Origin of the sequence: Micromonospora sp. NPDC049204 (genome assembly GCF_040647935.1) — a bacterium.
Lineage (GTDB): Bacteria > Actinomycetota > Actinomycetes > Mycobacteriales > Micromonosporaceae > Micromonospora.
Map to the genome: position 1 here is coordinate 41,592 of NZ_JBEZDC010000023.1, position 18,448 is coordinate 60,039.

20 protein-coding genes are annotated in these 18,448 nt (G+C 70.7%); 6 read left to right on the forward strand and 14 right to left on the reverse strand.

The genetic code is table 11. The features are described 5' to 3' along the window. Window positions 1-52: 52 nt before the first annotated feature. The gene (locus AB0A90_RS31645) at window positions 53-664 is read right to left on the reverse strand and encodes a TetR/AcrR family transcriptional regulator (protein WP_357255007.1); all 612 of its coding nucleotides are present in this window, start codon (window positions 662-664) and stop codon (window positions 53-55) included. Between the two features lie 93 nt (window positions 665-757). On the opposite strand from AB0A90_RS31645, the gene AB0A90_RS31650 reads away from it, so the two are divergent. Both AB0A90_RS31650 and AB0A90_RS31655 read left to right on the forward strand, forming a co-directional pair. Then, window positions 758-2,158, forward strand: coding sequence for an MFS transporter (locus AB0A90_RS31650; RefSeq protein ID WP_357255009.1), 1,401 nt, complete (start codon window positions 758-760; stop codon window positions 2,156-2,158). A 161-nt stretch (window positions 2,159-2,319) separates the two neighbouring features. Continuing rightward, window positions 2,320-3,654 carry a GNAT family N-acetyltransferase gene (locus AB0A90_RS31655; RefSeq protein WP_357255010.1) on the forward strand — a complete coding sequence of 445 codons (1,335 nt, stop codon included), beginning with the start codon at window positions 2,320-2,322 and terminating at the stop codon, window positions 3,652-3,654. A 246-nt stretch (window positions 3,655-3,900) separates the two neighbouring features. Here AB0A90_RS31655 and AB0A90_RS31660 read toward each other — a convergent pair whose 3' ends face one another. From AB0A90_RS31660 to AB0A90_RS31675, 4 genes are all read right to left on the reverse strand, one after another. Then, window positions 3,901-4,563, reverse strand: coding sequence for a DUF305 domain-containing protein (locus tag AB0A90_RS31660; protein ID WP_357255012.1), 663 nt, complete (start codon window positions 4,561-4,563; stop codon window positions 3,901-3,903). Window positions 4,564-4,648: 85 nt separating this feature from the next. After that, window positions 4,649-5,080 carry a DUF6153 family protein gene (locus AB0A90_RS31665; protein ID WP_357255014.1) on the reverse strand — a complete coding sequence of 144 codons (432 nt, stop codon included), beginning with the start codon at window positions 5,078-5,080 and terminating at the stop codon, window positions 4,649-4,651. Between the two features lie 10 nt (window positions 5,081-5,090). Further along, a complete protein-coding gene (locus tag AB0A90_RS31670; protein WP_357255016.1) occupies window positions 5,091-7,616 on the reverse strand; it encodes a heavy metal translocating P-type ATPase in 2,526 nt (841 codons plus the stop codon). A gap of 75 nt (window positions 7,617-7,691) precedes the next feature. After that, window positions 7,692-8,207 carry a DUF2269 domain-containing protein gene (locus tag AB0A90_RS31675; RefSeq protein WP_357255018.1) on the reverse strand — a complete coding sequence of 172 codons (516 nt, stop codon included), beginning with the start codon at window positions 8,205-8,207 and terminating at the stop codon, window positions 7,692-7,694. Window positions 8,208-8,517: 310 nt separating this feature from the next. Between AB0A90_RS31675 and AB0A90_RS31680 the strand changes: the two genes are divergently transcribed. After that, window positions 8,518-9,069: a TetR family transcriptional regulator gene (locus AB0A90_RS31680; RefSeq protein WP_357255020.1), complete on the forward strand. Its 552-nt coding sequence runs from the start codon at window positions 8,518-8,520 to the stop codon at window positions 9,067-9,069. Between the two features lie 417 nt (window positions 9,070-9,486). Here AB0A90_RS31680 and AB0A90_RS31685 read toward each other — a convergent pair whose 3' ends face one another. Next, window positions 9,487-9,666 (reverse strand): hypothetical protein, encoded by a 180-nt coding sequence (locus AB0A90_RS31685; protein ID WP_357255022.1) that lies wholly within the window; start codon window positions 9,664-9,666, stop codon window positions 9,487-9,489. Next, window positions 9,657-10,046, reverse strand: coding sequence for a hypothetical protein (locus AB0A90_RS31690; RefSeq protein ID WP_357255024.1), 390 nt, complete (start codon window positions 10,044-10,046; stop codon window positions 9,657-9,659). Before AB0A90_RS31690 ends, AB0A90_RS31685 begins: the two co-directional genes overlap by 10 nt. An 83-nt stretch (window positions 10,047-10,129) precedes the next feature. Between AB0A90_RS31690 and AB0A90_RS31695 the strand changes: the two genes are divergently transcribed. Beyond that, window positions 10,130-10,474: a metalloregulator ArsR/SmtB family transcription factor gene (locus AB0A90_RS31695; protein WP_357255026.1), complete on the forward strand. Its 345-nt coding sequence runs from the start codon at window positions 10,130-10,132 to the stop codon at window positions 10,472-10,474. Beyond that, window positions 10,474-11,184, forward strand: a complete 711-nt coding sequence (locus AB0A90_RS31700) for a cation transporter (protein ID WP_357255028.1) — start codon at window positions 10,474-10,476, stop codon at window positions 11,182-11,184. The genes AB0A90_RS31695 and AB0A90_RS31700 overlap by 1 nt, the downstream gene beginning before the upstream one ends. Window positions 11,185-11,258: 74 nt before the next feature. On the opposite strand, the gene AB0A90_RS31705 is transcribed toward AB0A90_RS31700, so the two are convergent. The 7 genes from AB0A90_RS31705 to AB0A90_RS31735 all read right to left on the reverse strand — a co-directional run bounded on the left by AB0A90_RS31705 (window position 11,259) and on the right by AB0A90_RS31735 (window position 17,770). Continuing rightward, the gene (locus AB0A90_RS31705) at window positions 11,259-11,888 is read right to left on the reverse strand and encodes a vitamin K epoxide reductase family protein (RefSeq protein ID WP_357255030.1); all 630 of its coding nucleotides are present in this window, start codon (window positions 11,886-11,888) and stop codon (window positions 11,259-11,261) included. Further along, window positions 11,885-12,547: a thioredoxin domain-containing protein gene (locus AB0A90_RS31710; protein ID WP_357255032.1), complete on the reverse strand. Its 663-nt coding sequence runs from the start codon at window positions 12,545-12,547 to the stop codon at window positions 11,885-11,887. Before AB0A90_RS31710 ends, AB0A90_RS31705 begins: the two co-directional genes overlap by 4 nt. Before the next feature lie 145 nt (window positions 12,548-12,692). Next, window positions 12,693-13,985: an MFS transporter gene (locus AB0A90_RS31715; protein WP_357255034.1), complete on the reverse strand. Its 1,293-nt coding sequence runs from the start codon at window positions 13,983-13,985 to the stop codon at window positions 12,693-12,695. Window positions 13,986-14,187: 202 nt separating this feature from the next. After that, window positions 14,188-15,456 (reverse strand): MFS transporter, encoded by a 1,269-nt coding sequence (locus AB0A90_RS31720; protein WP_357255036.1) that lies wholly within the window; start codon window positions 15,454-15,456, stop codon window positions 14,188-14,190. After that, complete coding sequence (locus AB0A90_RS31725) at window positions 15,456-16,871, reverse strand: FAD-dependent oxidoreductase (protein WP_357255038.1); 1,416 nt, start codon at window positions 16,869-16,871, stop codon at window positions 15,456-15,458. The genes AB0A90_RS31720 and AB0A90_RS31725 overlap by 1 nt, the downstream gene beginning before the upstream one ends. A 75-nt stretch (window positions 16,872-16,946) precedes the next feature. Next, window positions 16,947-17,444: an N-acetyltransferase family protein gene (locus AB0A90_RS31730; protein ID WP_357255040.1), complete on the reverse strand. Its 498-nt coding sequence runs from the start codon at window positions 17,442-17,444 to the stop codon at window positions 16,947-16,949. Continuing rightward, entirely contained in the window at window positions 17,444-17,770 is a 327-nt protein-coding gene (locus AB0A90_RS31735) for a metalloregulator ArsR/SmtB family transcription factor (RefSeq protein WP_357255041.1), read from the reverse strand. The genes AB0A90_RS31730 and AB0A90_RS31735 overlap by 1 nt, the downstream gene beginning before the upstream one ends. A 286-nt stretch (window positions 17,771-18,056) precedes the next feature. Between AB0A90_RS31735 and AB0A90_RS31740 the strand changes: the two genes are divergently transcribed. Further along, window positions 18,057-18,434 carry a metalloregulator ArsR/SmtB family transcription factor gene (locus tag AB0A90_RS31740; RefSeq protein WP_357255043.1) on the forward strand — a complete coding sequence of 126 codons (378 nt, stop codon included), beginning with the start codon at window positions 18,057-18,059 and terminating at the stop codon, window positions 18,432-18,434. Window positions 18,435-18,448 lie beyond the last annotated feature (14 nt).

Below are 18,448 nucleotides of genomic sequence, written 5' to 3' on the forward strand. Positions count from 1 at the left end.
TCGGTGCGGACGAGCACGCCGGCCGCGAAGCCCAACAGCAGCGGCGGCCGACTCATCGGTCGACCGGCGACCCACCCCGGGCCGGCGGGAGCACGCAGACGGCCAGAGCCATCTCGGCAACGACACGCGGAGCATCGGCCGGATCGAGCCGTCCTGCTGCGACGTCTCCTGCCGCCCCGTGCACGATGTGATGCAGGACGCTGGCCAGCAGGTCGGCGGCGATGTCGGCCCGGAACACGCCTTCGGCCTGACCTCGACGGATCAGGCCATGAACGCGTTGCTCCGGTTTCGCGTGCAGCTCCTGCACCCGCCCTGGGGACAGGGCCTGCTCCGCGGCTTGCAGGACCGACGACGCCTGGGCGATCAGCAGCCATCCGGACTCCATGAGCGCCCTCAGCCCGTCGCGGGGATCACCACCGAGATAGACGGTTTCCAACACCTCGTCGCCTCGGGCCAACAGTCGAACCAATGCCGCCTCGATGAGCGCCTCCCGGGACGGGAAGTGTCCATACAGGGTGACCCTGCCGACGCCCGCCTCCTGAGCGATGTCGTTCATGCTCGCCTGCGGGTTACGCCCCAGGCAGGCGACGGCCGCTTGCACGATCTTCTCGGCGTTCTGCCGTGCGTCCGCCCGACGGGCCGGCGTGGTGTCGGAGCGGGGCATGCGACGTCCTTAAGTCAAACAGTGTGTGTATGAGTTACAGTACCGGACGCAAGTTGAACACAGCTTGTACAACTTAACTCCGGAGGCGCCACCGTGTCCGAATCCACGCCCGCAGCCACCCTGACAACCCAACCGACCCGCAGCCCGGATCCCCGACGCTGGCGCATCCTCGGGATGGTCGGTATCGCGCAGCTCATGCTCATCCTCGACGTCACCGTCGTCGCGATCGCCCTGCCACACATGGGCGCAGACCTTGACCTGCGGCGCGAAACCCTCACCTGGGTGGTCAGCGGCTACACCCTCGCGTTCGGTGGACTGCTGCTGCTCGGCGGCCGCGCCGCCGACCTGTTCGGCCCCCGCCGGCTCATCCTGACCGGTCTGCTGCTGTTCGCCCTCGCCTCCCTGACCGCCGGACTGGCTACCTCCGGACCCATGCTCCTCACCGGCCGAGTAGCCCAGGGACTGGCCGCCGCCATGCTGTCCCCGGCGGCCCTCTCGCTCATCGTCACCATTTTCGACGGCGACGAGCGCAACCGGGCGCTCGGCATCTGGTCCGCGCTGGGCGGCAGCGGCGCCGCACTCGGCGTCCTGCTCGGCGGGCTCCTCACCGCCGGACCGGGCTGGGCGTGGATCTTCTTCATCAACGTCCCCGTCGCGGTGGTGCTGCTGTTCACGCTGCGCTCGCACCTACCAGCGCAGCGCGCATCCGCACCGCACTCCACGCTCGACGTTGCCGGCGCCGCCCTGGCCACAACCGCGACCGCGACCTTGATCTACGCGCTGATCAGGGCGGGAGAGCACGGCTGGGCCACCTGGACCACCGCGCTCCTGCTCCTGGTGTCGGCGCTTGTCTACACCGCTTTCGTGGCCCGCCAGCGCCTCGCCGCCAGCCCACTGATGGACGTACGGCTCCTGGCCCGCAGGCCCGTGGCGACCGGCAGCCTGCTGATCCTCGTCGCCACCGCAATCATGATCATGATGTTCTTCCTCGGCACGTTCGCGCTGCAGCAGCATTACGGCTATGGCGCGCTGACCACCGGCCTGCTCTTCCTGCCCAGCGCGCTGTCCACCATGCTCGGCGCACAGGTGGCCGGACGCGTCATCGGCCGCACCGGAGCCCGCACCCTGGCGGTGGCCGGGCTGACCGTTGCCGCCGCCGGCCTGGCTGTCCCGGCGATCTGGACCGGCGCCGTCCCGATGGTGGCCGGTATGGCGGTCGCGGCGGCCGGTACCGGAGCGCTTTTTGTGGTGTCGGCCGCCACCGCGCTGGGGCAGGTCGCGGCCCACGAGGCAGGTCTGGCCTCGGGAATCGTCAGCACGTTCCACGAATTCGGGGCCTCCGTCGGCGCAGCCGTCGTCTCGAGCGTGGCCGCCGTCAGCATCGCCGGCACCGGCACCGGCGGCTTCTCGCGCGGCTTCACCACCGCCGCGATCGTCGCCATCGTGACTGCCGTCGCCGCGTTGGCCATCACACCGAGTTCCCGCTCCCGGTAAACAGCCGACGGGGGCCCGCCGGCGACGGGCTGCTGGAGCCGGTCGACACCAGCCAGCTGGCTTGCCGCTCTGCTCACCCGCGGCGGCGGGCGCGCTGACGCCGAGCCCAGACGCAGAGGACCCTGGCCCGATGGTCAGGAGCAGCCGCTAGGAGGCAAGGTATGACACGGGAAAACGGCCGTTACCGGGTCCGGCCGGGCCGATCCTCCGACGCCCCCATGCTCGCTCGCCTGCACGCATCGGTCCAGCTTCAGGCGGCGACCGGCGGGCAGCCACACCCCGGCATCGCCGCCTGGGTCGAAGACCTGTTGGACGGTCATCCCTCGGTCGTGCCCGACGACTTCCTGGTCGCCGAGGACACCGCCACCGGCCGCCCGGTCGCCAGCCTGGTCGGGCTGCGGCAGAACTGGAGCCTGGCCGGGGTCCAGCTGCCGGTAGCCCAGGTCGAGTTGGTCGGTACGGCGCCGGAGCACCGCGGCAACCGGCTCACCGAGCACCTGTTCGCCTCGCTGCACCAGCGATACGCCCTCGACGGTGTGCCGATTCAGGTGATCGAGGGAATCCCGTACTTCTACCGGCGGCTCGGCTACGACTACGCCCTGGCCAACGACGGGGCCGGCTCGGTGCCCTCCGCCGTGCTGCCGGGTGCCGCGCAGGACCGGTCGGACGGCTGTACCGGCGGTATGACGGTGCGCCCGGCCACCGTCGCCGACGCGGACGCCCTCGCCGACATCGACCGACGCCTCGCCGATGGCGATGCCCTGGTCTGCCCGAGGGATGCGGTGGTGTGGCGGTACGAGATCGCCGGGCGCCGTGCGGCGGATATCGCCCGGCGCGTTGTGGCCGTCCTGGTGCACGGCGCCGACGTGCGGGGATACCTGGTCCATGGTGTCCGGCTCTCCGCCGCTGGCGAGCTGATAGTGGTCGCGGCCGCGTGTACGCGACCGGCCGACTGGATGCGGGCCGCCGCCGTGATGCACGCACACCTGGGCCACGTCGGCCGGCAGTACGAGGCATCGGCCGGTCAGCCGTTCACCGCGGTCCGCCCCATCCTCGACCCTGAGCACCCCCTGGCCCGACTCGGCCCACCCGGTGTGCCGAGGCGACCCAGGGGCTGGTACGTGCGCACCGGCGACCCGGTCGACCTGCTCGCCCGGCTGCTGCCGCTGCTGCGGCAGCGCTGGCGCACCGCCGACCTGCGGTGGCACGAGCCGGCCTTGACCATCGACACCTACGGCCGAGCCGCCCGGCTGGAGTTCACCGACGGCGAGCTGAGCGCGGTGACGGCCCTGCGCGGCACCATCAGTCCCGCCACCGACCCCAAGACCCACGCCGCCATCCCACCCGGCGGTCTGCTTCACCTGGCCCTCGGGCACCGCACTCTGCCCGACGTGCTGGACGCCTGGCCGGACTGCCTCCTGCGCGACCGCGTCACCGAACAGTTCCTGACGGCGGCATTTCCCCGCGTGCCCGTGCGGGTCTGGCCCCGCAACTGACCAGCGGGCCGAGTCGACGCAGTATCGCGGCGGCCGGGCACAGGCCGCTCCCCGCGAACACCAGAGTCTGGCGCCCGCGAATCGTCCCGGCGGGCGGTAGAGCATCAAGCAGTGCTCCGGGGACGGTTGAGCGAGTGCCGCGGTCGAGTCGAGCGCCGTTGCCGGCCTTGGGCCTGGCTCGCGGGGATTGGCCAGATGACACGGTGTGCCCGGGCGTCGAGAACGCCCGGGCACACACTGCGGCGCTCAGAGGCGGGCGAGGATCCTCTTCATGGTGTCGATCTCGGCCTGCTGGTCGTCGGCGATCTGCTGGGCGAGGGCTTTGGCGTCGGTGTTGGCGCCGTTGCTGATCTCGTTTCTGGCCATGCTGATGGCACCCCGGTGGTGGGCGATCATCATCGTGAGGAACTGCCGGTCGAAGTCCGCGCCGGTCGCGGCGCCGAGGGCGGTCATGTCGGCGTCGGTCATCATGCCCGCCATGCCATGGTCCGTGCCGGGTGAGGCGTTGGCGCTCTCACCGTGATGCGCGCCGGAGGCGGTGGCCGTTGGCGCCGGTGTGCCCCAGGCGGCCAGCCACCGGGTCATGGTGGTGATCTCTGGCCCTTGGGCGGCCTTGATCTGGGTGGCAAGTTGCTTGACGTCCGAGTCGGTGGCGCGGGTGACAGCGAGGTCGGCCATCTGCACGGCCTGCTGATGATGCGGGATCATCGCCTGGGCGAACGAGACGTCGGCGGCGTTGGCAGCGCCAGGGCTGCTCGGGGCAGCGCTGAGCGTCGGGCTGGCCATGCTGTCGCTGTTGTGGCCCCCGGCGGCGGAGCCATGCTGGTCGGTGCCGCAGCCGGCGAGCACGACGGCGGTGGTGAGACTGGCCGCGCTCAGGAAGGCGCGGCGCAGGCGGGTGCGAGTCATCGCAGGATGCCTTTCGATGTCGAGGAAACTGCGGGAACAGGTGCGTGCGAGCCGGCGGGACGTGTCCCGCCGCAGGTCGCAACGCCTATACGCGCAGCACCGACACCGAGCTCAGGTGCAATCCGATGCGGGGCGCCGGTGGCGCCCGGGAACTCGCGGCACGCCGGCGGGGGCGCTGCCGTAGGCGGGCGTGACTCGTGCGGGCGAGCAGGAGTGCGCCGAGGGCCACCGCGAGGCCGACGGCCGCCACGAGGGCCAGGCACACCTGCCAACCGGGCAGGTGCCCAGTGCCGTGGCCAAGCGGGGAAGCCGATAGGTGATCGCAGTTGTCGCTGCCGCAACCGTGGGCCGCGGACGGAGCCGGCTGCCCGGCGGCGTGATCGGCGTGCCCGGCGGCGGATCGCATCGACATGACGGGGTCGTGGCCGAGGCTGTGCATGGCGGCCAGCCCGACAAGGGTGCAGGCCAGCAGCACGAACCGGACGAGGAGCCCGGTTCGTGCCGCTGGCGGTGTCATGCGCTTCACGCTAGCGGGCCGGCGCCGGGTCCTTCGGGGCGAACCCGCGATCCAGGCCTGAATCGTCCGGTTGGCGTAGCTGCACGCGGCGCAGCAGTTGGGCGTTGAGCGCGACCACGATGGTGGAGACGGACATCAGCACCGCGGCGACCGCGGGGCTCAGGCTCACTCCGGCCCAGGCCAGAGCACCGGCCGCCACGGGCAGGGCGACGACGTTGTAGCCGGCGGCCCAGGCCAGATTCTGGATCATCTTGCGGTAGGAGGCACGCGAGAGCCGGATGACTCCGGTGACCCCACGCGGGTCGGAGGAGGCGAGCACGACGCCCGCCGATTCGATCGCGACGTCGGTGCCGGCGCCGATGGCGATGCCGACGTCGGCGCGGGCCAGCGCGGGAGCGTCGTTCACGCCGTCACCGACCATCGCCACCCGAAGGCCCCGGCGTTGCAGCTCGCCGACCGCCTCGTCCTTGTCGGCGGGCAACACCTCGGCGAACACCTCGTCCTCACCGGGCCGGAAGCCCAGGTCGGCGGCGACCGCCTCGGCCACCGGCCGCGCGTCCCCGGTAATCATCACGATCTTGCGGATGCCCTGTTGGCGGAGGTCGGCGATGGCTTGGCGCGCCTCGGGGCGGATCTGGTCTTCCAGGGCGAGGGCGCCGATGACGGTTGCCTGTTCGCCGTCGAGGCGCAGCAGGTGCAGCACCGCCGCTCCCCGCCGGGACCACTCGGCCCGGTGCTCGTCGAGGTCGGTTGGCACGGTGGCGTCGAATTCGCGCAGCAGGGCGGGCCCGCCGACGGCGTAACTGACACCGTCGACATCGGCGCGGACCCCGCGACCGGTCAGCGACCGGAACCCGGTCGCGGTGCGCCGGGCGCCCTGTTGGGCGGCGGCGGTGACGATGGCCCGTGCGAGGGGGTGTTCGCTGTCGGCCTCCACCGCCGCCGCGACGGCCAGCACGTCCGTCTCGCTGACGCCGCCGGTGGCGGCGACACCGGCGACGACGTGCGCGCCGCGGGTCAGGGTTCCGGTTTTGTCGAACAGCACCGTGTCGATGGTGCGCATCCGCTCCAGGGCGAGGCGGTCCTTGACCAGGATGCCGCCCTTCGCGGCCACGGCGGTCGACAGGGCGATCACCAGCGGGATGGCCAGGCCCAGCGCGTGCGGGCAGGCGATCACCAACACCGTGACGGTGCGGACGACGGCCTCGTCGAGGTTGCCGATCAGTGTCCAGATCAGCAGCGTCGCGGCGGCGGTGACGGTGGCGATGTAGAACAGCCAGGCCGCGAACCGGTCAGCGAGGACCTGCGCCCTGCCGCTGGACTGCTGGGCCTGCGCGACCAGGCGTTGGATGCCGGCCAGAGCGGTGTCCTCACCGACAGCTTCGACGCGCACCCGGATGGCCGCGTCGGTGGCCACCGTGCCCGCCACCACCCGGTCGCCGCGCTCGCGGCCGACCGGCCGGGACTCACCAGTGATCATCGACTCGTCCAACTCCGCGCGGCCGTCGGTGATGCGCCCGTCGGCCGGCACCCGCCCACCGGGGCGCACCAGGACCACGTCGCCGACGCCCAGGTCGCTGACCCGCACCCGTTCGGGCTGCCCGTCACCGCCGAGGCGTTCAGCGTCGTCGGGCAACAGCGCGGCCAGGGCCGACAGGGCGCCCTGGGCCTGACCGATGGCCTTCATCTCCTGCCAGTGCCCGAGCAGCATGATCGTGACCAGAGCCGCCAGCTCCCACCAGAAGTCCAGGTCGAACACGCCCAACGCGGTCGCCGCCGAGGCCACGTACGCGACGGTGATGGCCATCGCGATCAGCAGCATCATCCCCGGCACCCGGTCACGGACCTCCCGCACCGCGCCCTGCAGGAACGGCCACCCGCCGTAGACGAACACCACCGTGCCCAGCACCGGGCCTACCCAATCGACGCCCGGGAAGTCCAGCCGATAGCCGAACCAGTCCATCACCATGTGACTGGTCACCACGATCGGCACCGTCAGAACCAGGCTCAGCCAGAACTTACGGCGGAACAGCTCCGGGTCGTGCCCGGCGTGCTTGTCATGCCCGCCGCGCCCGGCAGTACCGGCGTGCCCGGCATGGCCGTCGTGGGTGCTGGAGTGAACAGGCTGCCCGCCCAGACCCTCTCGGCTTCTTCGGTGATCATCGTGGCCGCCGTGTCGGTCCACGGTCTCACCGGGGGTTTGCATCTGGTGGTGCTCGTCGTGCGACATCCTCATCGCCTCCTCACCCTCAAGATACCCCCGGGGGGTATAGCCGTCCAGGTGTGTCGATGTTCCGCACGTCACCCACGTGACCCAGCATTTGTCAGCGACGCAGGACAGGAGACGGCAGTTGGTCACTTCGCCACTAAAGGAGCAGCGGCCGACATCGCGCCAGACGTGATCGCCGACCAACAGCGTTGGTGCGACACGGCCTATGCGTCGCCGCCGGCCGTGTGCGACGGGTGGCGTCGCCTCGCAGCCGGGGCGCCGCCAGAGCAATCGGGGGACGGGGCGCACACGCGTCAGCGCGATCACGAGTCATGCGATGCGCACGGGGTGGAACGTCGCCCGGGAGCGGCGACCAGATCTGCGCGTGTCGGCACCGGCAGGTCAGCGGGATGCCGGCACCGCGCCACGCTGGCGCACGCCGTAGCGGGTTATCCCGCGCGGCTTGTAAACGGCCAGCACCGTCACTGCCAGCAACACCAGCAGCCCACCGGCGGCGTGCACCACCAAGGCTACGCCGCCCGCCTGCAGCGATCCGACCGGGAAGCTGGAGTTCCCGGCGGCGGCAGCCAGCGCGCTGATCGGCGCCACCTGCAGGAGCAACACTCCCGTCGCGGCGAGCGTGAGGACAAGCTTCACCAGCACCCACCAGTGCCGCAGCGGACCCCACGGACTAACCCACGACGACACCACCCCACTGAGCACGGACGCCACCGCGAACGGCACCACCGCGAACCGCGCCACCAGATCCAACGTGAGATAGCAGGCCCGCACCAGCACGGCGTCACGGCTGCGAACCGCGACGGCCGCGACAACGAGGAACCCCACGACCGCGCCGAGCCAGCCCACCGACGTCGTCACATGCACCGTCAGCGCCGCCTTACGCGCACCCGAGCGCACCGTCACCACCTGCCCGCCGTCCGCCCGGAGGGCGCCGGCATGCCGCCAGGCAGGTGTCGGCCCGGACCATGGTGCCCACCCACGCCCGTGAGCTGCGCGATCACGAACAGGGCCAACAGAACCAGCCCCACCACTGCGAGCACCATGACCCATCGCGGCGCGCCGGGCGCACTACCGCCGCCCTTCGCCCTGTCCGCCATTGGCCTCTCCCGTCTTTCGGAGCCGAACCATGTCGGCCATCTTTTTCAAGACATTGTGTCTCGCTCAGCAGACAGCATGTCACGGTAGCGCCAATGCGTATAGTAAGAGGGTGCCCAAGCTGTGGACCGACACGATCGAGGCGCACCGCGCCGCGGTGCGCGACGCCGCCCTGGACGCCGCCGCGGCACTGATCGCCGAGCACGGGCTGACCGCGCTCACCATGTCCCGCATCGCCGAGACCACTGGTATCGGACGCGCCACCCTGTACAAGTACTTCCCTGACATCGATGCGGTCCTACGCGCCTGGCACGAACGCCACGTCCGCCAGCACCTCGCGCACCTAATGGAGATCCGCGACGACGCTGCCGAGCCGAGCGCACGATTGCGCGCCGTGCTGCATGCCTACGCGCGAATGTCGGGCCACTCCCGAGGCGGCGAGCTGGGGGCGGAACTGCACCGCAGCGAACAGGTGGCCGCCGCACACCAGCAGCTGCGCGCCTTCCTCAGCACCCTGATAGCCGACGCCGCCCAGGCCAGAACAATCCGCGCCGACATCGCACCCGACGAGCTCGCCGCCTTCGCCCTGAACGCCCTCTCAGCAGACGCCGCTGCCGAGCACCTCGTCGAACTCACCATCGACGCCATGCAGGCCCGGCGCTGAGTGCGGAGCGGACCGTGAGCCACAGGAAGCGACGCCCACCGCTGCCCGAGGTCTGCGCAGCTGCCGATCACCAACATACCTGCGCTGATCAACTGCGGTGTGACGCGGGACGACTGGCGGCGAACAACCACGGCCCGACGCCACGTGAGGGAGTCGCCCCGTCGAGGAGGACGCAGCTGTTCCAAGGGCTCTCACTTCCGGCCTCTTCACCACACTGATCGGAACCAGGCCGTGCGCCGCGACTCGGCTGCGGCCTGCCGTCGTTGAGGACAGCAGGCCACAGACGCGGACACGATCGATCCGGACACCCGCGACCAGGGCCAGGACGTGCTGATCTTCATGCGAAGCAGGCGGTTCAGGGGCTCTTCGTAAGCTCCTCGGGCCACCGCTGGCGGGCGACACCGCCCTGCCACTGGATCACCGGATCCGAGGCGCCGCAGCGCGGTCGACGACCGGCGAGTCAGCGCCGCCCACCAGTTGATGCGTCCCACCCGCCTGCTCAGTCTTCGCCGCCAGCACGTAGGTAACTCCGAGGCGCAGCAGCGGCTCGCCGCGCACCTGCCAGCTGTCCTTGCCGAGCGTCCCACCTAACTGCACGACGCGCAGCGCCTTGACCGGCTGGCGCCCTTCAGGGTCTGGTCCACGGTGACGTCGAAGACTGTGTAGGGCGGGCCGTCTCTGTCCTGCACGTCCGCCACACCCTTGATGGTCCCGACGATGACGTAGTCGGCGAACCCGGCAACTTTCGCCTTGTCGCTAACGTCGAAGGCATAGGAGGAGTCCACCGAGTGCGTCTCGCCCGCCCGCAGCGAGTCAAGGGCCAGCCAGCCACCGCCCGCCACCATGACGGCGACGGCACCAGCGGCCAGTGGTCGAACGATGCGGCGCTTCATACTCAAGTACCCCACGTTGTGGTTTGAGTTGGTATCCCGCGTCGGCACATTGCTCTTCACGTTCAGGTGTAACAGGCAGAACACGTGTCCATCACCTCGGTCGGGGGCCCTGACCCCGTCAAGGCTTCCCTGCAGATTGGTTCAGTCTCGCGTTTATTCACCGGCCGATGTACCGTCGGCAGGTGGAGACGCTCACGCACGGCCAGGTCCTGGCCCGCTTCGGTCACGCCCTGTCCGACCCGGTTCGCGCCCGACTCCTGCTCGCGCTGCGCGAGGGGCCCGGCTACCCGGCGGACCTCGCCGACCGGTTGGGCACGAGCCGGCAGAACCTGTCCAACCACCTGGCGTGCCTGCGGGGCTGCGGCCTCGTCGTCGCGGTGCCAGAGGGCCGCCGTAGCCGCTACGAACTGGCCGACGCGCGCCTCGCGCACGCCCTCGGAGACCTCCTCGGTCTGGTCCTGGCGGTCGATCCGGCCGCCTGCCCGGCCGCTGAGCCCGAAGGGTGCTGCTGATGAACGCGCCACTTCCGCTGATGTCGCTCAGCCCGTCACCGGCCCGCCGGTCGATCCTGATCCGGCGGGTGCGCCTGTTCGTCGCCGCGACAATCACCTACAACGTGATCGAGGCGGTCATCGCCATCAGCGCCGGGAGGATGGCCTCCTCGACCGCGCTGATCGGGTTCGGGCTCGACTCCGTCATCGAGGTGGCCTCCGCCGCCGCCGTGGCCTGGCAGTTCTCCGGCCCTGACCACGAACGCCGGGAACGCGCCGCGCTGCGGGTCATCGCGCTGTCGTTCTTCGCGCTCGCCGCGTACGTGTCCGTGGAGTCGGTGCGCGCGCTCGTCGGCGCGGACCGTGCGGAGCACTCCACGATCGGTCTGGTCCTGGCTGCGGTGTCCCTGGCGGTAATGCCGGTCCTGTCAGCCGCGCAACGCCGTGCGGGACGCGAACTCGGGTCGGCGTCGGCCGTCGCGGACTCCAAGCAGACCCTGCTGTGCACGTACCTCTCGGCGGTGCTGCTGGTCGGGTTGGCGGTCAACTCGCTGTTCGGCTGGTGGTGGGCCGACCCCGCTGCGGCGTTGGTCATCGCCGCGGTCGCGGTCAAGGAAGGCCGCGAAGCCTGGCGGGGCGACACCTGCTGCGCCCCCGGCGCCGCCGTGCGCTCCCCCGACTCCGACGCCGACGGATGCGCCGACGGGTGCTGCACCACCGACGACCACTGAGCGGACCTGCGGACGCGAGAGCTTCCTTGGGCCAACGCCGCTGCCGTACGGCGAGCCCAGGTGCAGTCGCCGGGCTAGACCAGCGTGATCCAGTAGTCCCAGAAGCGGTTCAGGATCGCGATCAGGATGACCGCGTACCAGGCGGTGAGGATGAGGCTGTGGTAGCTGGCGGCAGCGGCGGCGACCCGCTGCACGGGCCCGGAAAGCGAGGCCCCGTGATCGCGCAGGGTGACGTAGAGGAAGATCGGGATGGTGACGGCCCAGACCAGCATGCAGTACGGGCACAGAGCGCCGATGACGTAGAGGCTTTGGTAAATCAGCCAGTGCACGAAGACCACCCCGAACGTGGCGCCGGCCTGTAGTCCCAGCCAGAGCCAGCCGGGCAGTCGCACCCCGGCCAGCAGGACGACGCCGATCGTGGTGACCGCGGCGAACCCCGCGATGCCGATCAGCGGGTTGGGGATCCCGAACGCCTCGGCCTGGGGTGTGGTCATGACCGAGCCGCAGGACAAGATGGGGTTGATGCTGCAGCTCGGCACGTAGTCGGGATCAGCGAGCAGGTTGATTTTCTCGACGGTGAGGATCACGGCGGCGAGCATCCCGACAAGGCCACCGACGGCGCAGATCCAGGCGGTGGCCCGGGACAGAAACCCCTGCTCGGGTGAGGTCGGGTCGGCGGTCGATTCGACGGTGGTGGCGCTCATCCGGCCAGCGCGGCGTCGATGGCGGCGACCAGGTCGTCCTGGCCGCGCAGGTCGGTCAGTCGCCGGCCGTTGAGGAAGAACGTCGGAGTGCCCTGCACGCCGGCGGATTCGCCGTCGGTCTTGTCCTTGCTGACCCGCGCGGCAGTGGCGGGGTCGTCGAGATCACGCTGGAAGCGCGGCATGTCCAGGCCGAGGGTACGGGCGTAGCCGAGGAACACCTCCGTCTGTGCCTGCTCCTTGTGACCCCAACTGGTCTGGTTCTCGAACAACTGGACGTACATGTCGGAGAAACGGCCCTGGTTGGCGGCGGCCTGAGCGGCCCGGGCGGCCAGATCCGCGTTCGGGTGGCTCGGGATCGGGAAGTACCGGACCACGACGGTGATGCGGTCCTGATAGGTGGCCAGGATCTGCTTGACCGCCGGGTACGCCGCGGCGCAAGACTCGCACTCGAAGTCGAGGAACTCCACCAGAGTCACCTTGCCGTCCGCTGCGGTGGACAGTCGATGGCTGTCCTCGCGCACCAGCACTGTCGACTCGATCGCGCCCGCGTCGGTGGTCGCAGCAGGTGACTGGTCGGGACGGTTGACGGCCAGCAGACCGCCGACCACGAGCACCACCACTGCGATCAACGCCAAGGTCAGGCGCGTGTTCCTCGTCATTTTGCCGTCCCTCGTTCGCCGCGTGGACATCGTGATCAGCCCGCCCGCACAGGCGGCGCAGTCCGATCCGGACGATACAGAGACGGCTGTACCGACTTGCTGCCAGTTTCCTGAGACTGGCGCACGAGCAGTCCCTGGCCGGGACTCAGGCTGGGTCGCGTCGGTGCTGGCGGGTTCGGGCCAGCACGCCGAGAAGCATGAGCAGGGCAACGGCCTGGGCAACCGCCACGGCGACGGTCAGGCTTGGCACCGAGCGGTCGTAGAGCAACCCCGCCGCGGCACCGCCGGCCAAAGCTCCGACACCTTGCACAGCGGCGAAGATGCCGTACGCGGTGGCCCGCCGCTCCCGTGGCACGAGATCGGCGACCATGGCCTTGACGGTGGAATCCTGCAACCCGACAGCAGCACCCCAGACCACGACCCCGACCACCGCCGCCGGCAGGCCGCCACCAAACGCCAGCGGCGGCACGACGGCAATCATGGCGGGTAGCACCACCAGAACCCACGGGCCGACCCTGTCGTAGAGCACCCCGGTCAGCAGCGCGGCGAGCCCACCGGTGGCCATCGCCATCGCGTACATCAGCGGTACCGCCGCGGTCGCGACCACGCCCGCGCGCACCAGATGGAAACCGATCAGCCCGAAAGTCACCAGACCCGCGGTGCACACCGCCATCGCCGCGGAAAACCAGTGGAACCTACCCGGCAGCGATGCCCGACCGGTCTTCGCCGCGACCCCTGGCCCAATGCCGGTGTCGCGCTCTTCGGGAGAGGCACGAGCCCGCACCCGAAGCCTGGTCAGCAGGAGCATCGCCACCACGGCCGGCACGGTCAGCACCGCCAGCCCCGGCCACAGCGCACCGGCGGTCACCGCGACGACCGCGGCGACCAGCAGCGGACCGGCGAACGCGCCGATCTGGTCGAGGGCCTTGTGCACGCCCAGCCCGCGGCCCATCCCGACCCGGCCCGCGGCATCAGCGAGCAGCGCCGACTTGGCCGGACTGCGGATGGCCTTACCGAGCCGTTCGGCGAGGATCAGCACCGCCGCCACCGCCAGGCCGGCACCGCCCAGAATCGGGGTCACCGCAAGCAGCGGTACGCAGACCGCGGTCAGCGCGTACCCCACGATCGTCAAGGTCCAGTACCGGCGGGTCCGGTCCGCCAATGGCCCAAACACCAGACGCAGCAGCAACGCCGCCGCCTCCCCAGCGCCCGTGACCAGGCCGACGACGACAGCCGACGCACCCAACGAGGCCAGCAGCGGCCCGTAGATGGAGCGGGCACCCTCGTACACCATGTCCGCGGCCAGGCTCACCACACCGAACCCAACGACCACCCGCCACGCCTGAGTAGTGCCCGCCGCCACCGGGGTTCGACCGGCGGCGGCTGTCAGCTGCCCCGCGTCGGCAGCATCGTCGACACGACTCGCACCAGCAGACATGCCGGAGATTATCCGCACCACCCCTTTTCGGACGGGGCACAGACTCGGAAGAGCGCGCCGGCCCACAAGAACGCCGTCGTCAGGGCTGTCCGGACGGCATTCGCCGCTGGGTGAGCAGGCTAGTCATCGAACTCACGACGATCTGCGGCGCCGCCGGTGCAAGGCTCAGCCCAGGCTCGGTCCGGCGCACTGGTTGATCGCTTCAGCCCTGGACGGTGGAGGGTTGTGGCGCAGGAGCTTTCGCTCGGGTGGTCATGCCGATGGCGGCAAGCGCGCAGCAGGTGGCGGCGACGACGAGCAGCGGCATGTATCCACCAGTGGTGTGCAGGAGGACGGCTGCTGCCAGGGGTGCGGTGGCTTTGGCGATGGTGACGGGGGCGGCGAGGCGTCCGGCGACGCTGGCGTAGGCGGTGGTGCCGTAGCGGTCGGCGAGCAGGGCTGGGGTGGCGAGGCTGGTGATGCCGAAGCCGAGCCCGAAGCCCACGACGGTGATGACAGCGCCGGTGCGGGTGTCGGCGAGCAGGGGCATGGTGAGGATGGCGGCGGCTTGGGTGGCGAAGACGGCGGCCACGATCGTGGTGACGCGTAGGTGTCGGCGGGCGGCGGTGAGGACGAGCCTGCCGGTGACGGACAGGACGCCGAGCAGGCCGGTGGCGGTGGCGGCGAAGGTGGCGGGGTGGCCGCGGCTGATCAGGTAGCCGACGAGGTGGACGGTCATGGTGCTGGTGGCCGCGCCCTGCGCGATGAACGTTGCGGTCAGGATCCAGAATCGGGCGTCGCGCATCGCGGCCTTGACGATCGCTCGCCGCTGGGCGTGGCCCGGCGGGTTGGGGTCAGCAGGTGTCGGCGCCGCCCATGTGCGGGGTCGGCGGATGGTGAGTGCGTGCAGCGGCACGGTGAGCAGCCCGTGGATGACGGCGAGGACGAGCAGCGCGCCGCGCCAGCCGAGGTGCGCGGCCAGCAGGCCGGTCAGGGGCATGAAGATGGTGCTGGCGAAGCCGGCCACGATGGTGACGGCCAGTAGGGCTGTGGCGCGCCGGTCGGGGGTGAACCAGGCGATGATGACGGCGAAGGCTGGCTCGTAGAGCACCATCGCGCCGGTGATGCCGATGCCGATCATGACGGCGTAGAGCTGGCCGATGGTCTGCACCTGGGACCAGGCCACGAGCAGGGCGGTGGCGGCGATGGACCCGATGGTCATCAGCGCGCGCCCGCCGTGGTGGTCGAGCCACCTGCCGACCGGGATGGCCATGACGGCGCCGGCGAGCACGGAGACGGTGAGCGCGCCGGTGACGGCGGTGGTGGAGGCGTCGAGGGTCACGGCCATCGGGCGTAGCAGGACCGGGTAGGTGTAGTAGAGGATGCCGTAGCCGACGGTGGAGGTGATGGCCAGGGCGGCGACGATTCGCCAGCCGTGGGCGTGGTGCCCGCCGACTGTGGTGTCGGCGGGCACCGTCGCGGTGGTGGGCATCAGCTGCAGCAGCCGCCGGCCTGAGCGCCGGAGGGCGCAGCGTCGAGGGTGACCAGGTTCAACGGTGTGGACAGCAGCCCGCCGGAGATGCCAGTGGCGAGTCCGCGCGCTGCGGGTTCGGCGGTGGGCGCCGGCCCGCAGCAGCTATCGCCGGTGGCGGTGTCGGCGGGGTTGCTGTTGCAGACGCCGGTTTCGGGTAGGTCGAGTTGGACGTCGCGGGCGGCGGCCCAGTCGCCGGCGAGGGCGGCGACGACGGAGCGGACCTGCTCGTAGCCGGTGGCCATGAGGAACGTCGGGGCCCGGCCGTAGGCCTTCATGCCGACGGCGTAGTAGCCGGTTTCCGGGTGAGCGAGTTCGTTCACTCCGTGCGGCGGCACAGTGCCGCAGGAGTGCTCGTTCGGGTCGATCAGCGGCGCGAGGGCGCGGGTGGCGCCCATGATCGGGTCGAGGTCCAGGCGCAGCTCGGCGGCGATCGAGTGGTCGGGGCGGAAGCCGGTGGCGGCGACGATCCGGTCTACGGTGATGGACTCCTCGCTGCCGTCGGCATGGCGCACCACCACACTGACCCGGCCGTCGGTCGGGGTGAGGGCGTGCACCGAGAAGCCGGTGAGCAGCCGGATCCGGCCGGCGTCGACGTGGGCGCGTAGCCGTGAGCCCAGGGCGCCGCGGGCGGGCAGCGCGTCGGCGTCCCCGCCGCCGTAGGTGCGCGACGGTGAGGTCGTCCGGATCGCCCAGGTCACCTCGGTGCCCGGTGCGGCTTCGGCCAGTTCGGCCAGGGACAGCAGCGTGTTCGCGGCGGAGTGGCCGGCCCCGACGACGAGGGTGTGCCGGCCGGCGAAGCGATCCCGGGCCGCGCCGAGAACATCGGGCAACGCGTGCTCCAAGAACGCAGCGACAGTGCTCTCACCGCGGGCCGACAAGCCGGACGCGCCCAGGACGTTCGGGGTGCCCCAGGTGCCGGACGCGTCGATCACCGCACGGGCGAGGAGTTCCTCGCCGTCGGCGAGGCGGATCAGGAACGGCGTGGACTCACGGCCAGCGGTGCGCAGCCGGTCCAGGCCCAGGCGGCTGACCGCCTCGACCCGCGTGTTGTAGCGCAGGTGCGGCTTGAGCTGCGGCAGCTGCGCGAGGGGCTGAAGGTAGTCGCCGACCAGCTCCGCTCCGGTCGGCAGGGCCTCCAGGTCGGGGGCGACCCAGCTGGCATCGTCGAGCAGGCGGCGGGCGGCCGGGTCGACGTTGTACCGCCACGGGGAGAACACCCGCACGTGACCCCACTGCCGCACGGCGGCGCCGGGAGTGTCGCCGGCTTCGAGGACGGTGAAGGCGATGCCCCGCTCGTGCAGGTGCGCGGCGGCGGCCAAGCCGACCGGGCCGGCGCCGATGACCACGACGGGCAGCTCGTTCAGGGTGCTCATCGATCAAACTCCTCTGTGTTGACAACTGTCGAATCATGGAGGTAAGCGGGACACACTGGTGCAGGTCGGGGTTGGTCAGATGACGACGGGACTGCGCCGCTCGATCAGGACGACGTCGCGCCAGCGGCCGTGGTGGCGACCGACCCGCTCGCGCACGCCGATGACCCGAAAGCCGGCCCGCTGGTGCAGGGTGAGGCTGGCGGCGTTGTCGGGGAACACTCCAGACTGGATGGTCCAGATGCCAGCGGCCTCGGTGGAGACGATCAGCGTGTCCAGCAGCAGCCGGGCGACGCCACGGCCCTGCGCGGCAGGGTCGACGTAGACGGAGTGCTCGACCACCCCGGCATAGACCGCGCGGGCCGAGGTGGGTGCGACCGCGATCCAACCGAGCACCGTGTCATCCGCGTCGACCGCAACGAAGCGGTGCGCGGGCAGCTTCGCCGCGTTAAACGCCGACCAGGTCGGTGCGGTCGCCTCGAAGCTGGCGTTGCCGGCGTCAAGTCCGGCCTGGTAGATGCCCAGGACCCGCTCGGCGTCGTCGTCGCGCAGGGGGCGCACGGTGATGTCGGCCATCAGCAGATTCCGTTCGGACTGGGGGCGGGTCGACCCATGACCACGTCCGCGGCGGAGGGGAAGCAGTCGACGCAGGCGTCGTTGATCCGGTAGCGACGGGCGGTGCCGACCGGGTCGACGAGGACGAATCGCACCTCGGTGAGGATCTTCAGGTGCTGGGAGATGGTGGACTGCGCCAGGCCAATCGCGGTGACGATCTCCCCCACGCTCATCGCCTGAGCCTGGCGGGCCAGGTACTCGACGATCTGCACCCGGGTCGGGTCGGCCAGCGCGCGGAACCACGACGCGTATGTCTGTGCCGTCGTCCGATCGAGTAGCTCGGCCACCCCACCGCCCCTTCATCGTTTATCGCCGATAGGCGATGAAGCCTACCAACCGCAGGCGGCGATCATCGACCGAAGGTCGCGTAGGCGGCCCGTGCCGCGTCAAAGCGCCGCTGGGCGCGCTGCTCGGCGGTGCTGACCTCGGCGCAGGAGTCGCAAAATCGGACACCGGTCGCGGATGCCCTCTGTCGGCGCGTGAGCCTGAGCATGATCGCCTCCATTCCCACTGTCTTGACGTCCGTCGAAACAGAGAGTTGCACGTTGATTAGAGGGATGTCAACCTAGAGGAATGTCGAAGCAAGCTGCGTCTCTCACCCTCGCCGACGTGACCGCCGAGGCGTTCTGCTGCCAGCCCCTGGCGCAGCACCGCGTGCCGGCCGAGACCGCCGCGGTGCTCGCGCCGGCCTTCAAGGCCCTCGGCGACCCGGTCCGCCTGCAGCTGATGTCGATGATCGCCTCCGCCGACAACGGCGAGGCGTGCGTGTGTGACCTCACCCCCGCCTTCAACCTCAGCGGCCCGACCATCTCGCATCACCCCAAGAGCCTGCGCGAAGCCGGCCTCGTCGACTCCGAGCGGCGCGGCACCTGGGTGTACTACCGGGCCCGACCGGCGGTCCTGCGCCAACTCGCAGCGCTGCTCACCGTCGAACCGGTGACCGCTTCATAGCTGCCGGCGGTGCC

Excerpts from the sequence above, each read along its gene's own strand:
- AB0A90_RS31705 (WP_357255030.1), bottom strand. The coding sequence starts at position 11,888 with ATGAGCGCCACCACCGTCGAATCGACCGCCGACCCGACCTCACCCGAG.
- AB0A90_RS31730 (WP_357255040.1), bottom strand. The coding sequence starts at position 17,444 with ATGGCCGACATCACCGTGCGCCCCCTGCGCGACGACGACGCCGAGCGG.
- AB0A90_RS31710 (WP_357255032.1), bottom strand. The coding sequence starts at position 12,547 with ATGACGAGGAACACGCGCCTGACCTTGGCGTTGATCGCAGTGGTGGTG.
- AB0A90_RS31740 (WP_357255043.1), top strand. The coding sequence starts at position 18,057 with ATGTCGAAGCAAGCTGCGTCTCTCACCCTCGCCGACGTGACCGCCGAG.
- AB0A90_RS31655 (WP_357255010.1), top strand. The coding sequence starts at position 2,320 with ATGACACGGGAAAACGGCCGTTACCGGGTCCGGCCGGGCCGATCCTCC.
- AB0A90_RS31725 (WP_357255038.1), bottom strand. The coding sequence starts at position 16,871 with ATGAGCACCCTGAACGAGCTGCCCGTCGTGGTCATCGGCGCCGGCCCG.
- AB0A90_RS31720 (WP_357255036.1), bottom strand. The coding sequence starts at position 15,456 with ATGCCCACCACCGCGACGGTGCCCGCCGACACCACAGTCGGCGGGCAC.
- AB0A90_RS31695 (WP_357255026.1), top strand. The coding sequence starts at position 10,130 with ATGTACCGTCGGCAGGTGGAGACGCTCACGCACGGCCAGGTCCTGGCC.
- AB0A90_RS31715 (WP_357255034.1), bottom strand. The coding sequence starts at position 13,985 with ATGTCTGCTGGTGCGAGTCGTGTCGACGATGCTGCCGACGCGGGGCAG.
- AB0A90_RS31660 (WP_357255012.1), bottom strand. The coding sequence starts at position 4,563 with ATGACTCGCACCCGCCTGCGCCGCGCCTTCCTGAGCGCGGCCAGTCTC.
- AB0A90_RS31700 (WP_357255028.1), top strand. The coding sequence starts at position 10,474 with ATGAACGCGCCACTTCCGCTGATGTCGCTCAGCCCGTCACCGGCCCGC.
- AB0A90_RS31645 (WP_357255007.1), bottom strand. The coding sequence starts at position 664 with ATGCCCCGCTCCGACACCACGCCGGCCCGTCGGGCGGACGCACGGCAG.
- AB0A90_RS31665 (WP_357255014.1), bottom strand. The coding sequence starts at position 5,080 with ATGACACCGCCAGCGGCACGAACCGGGCTCCTCGTCCGGTTCGTGCTG.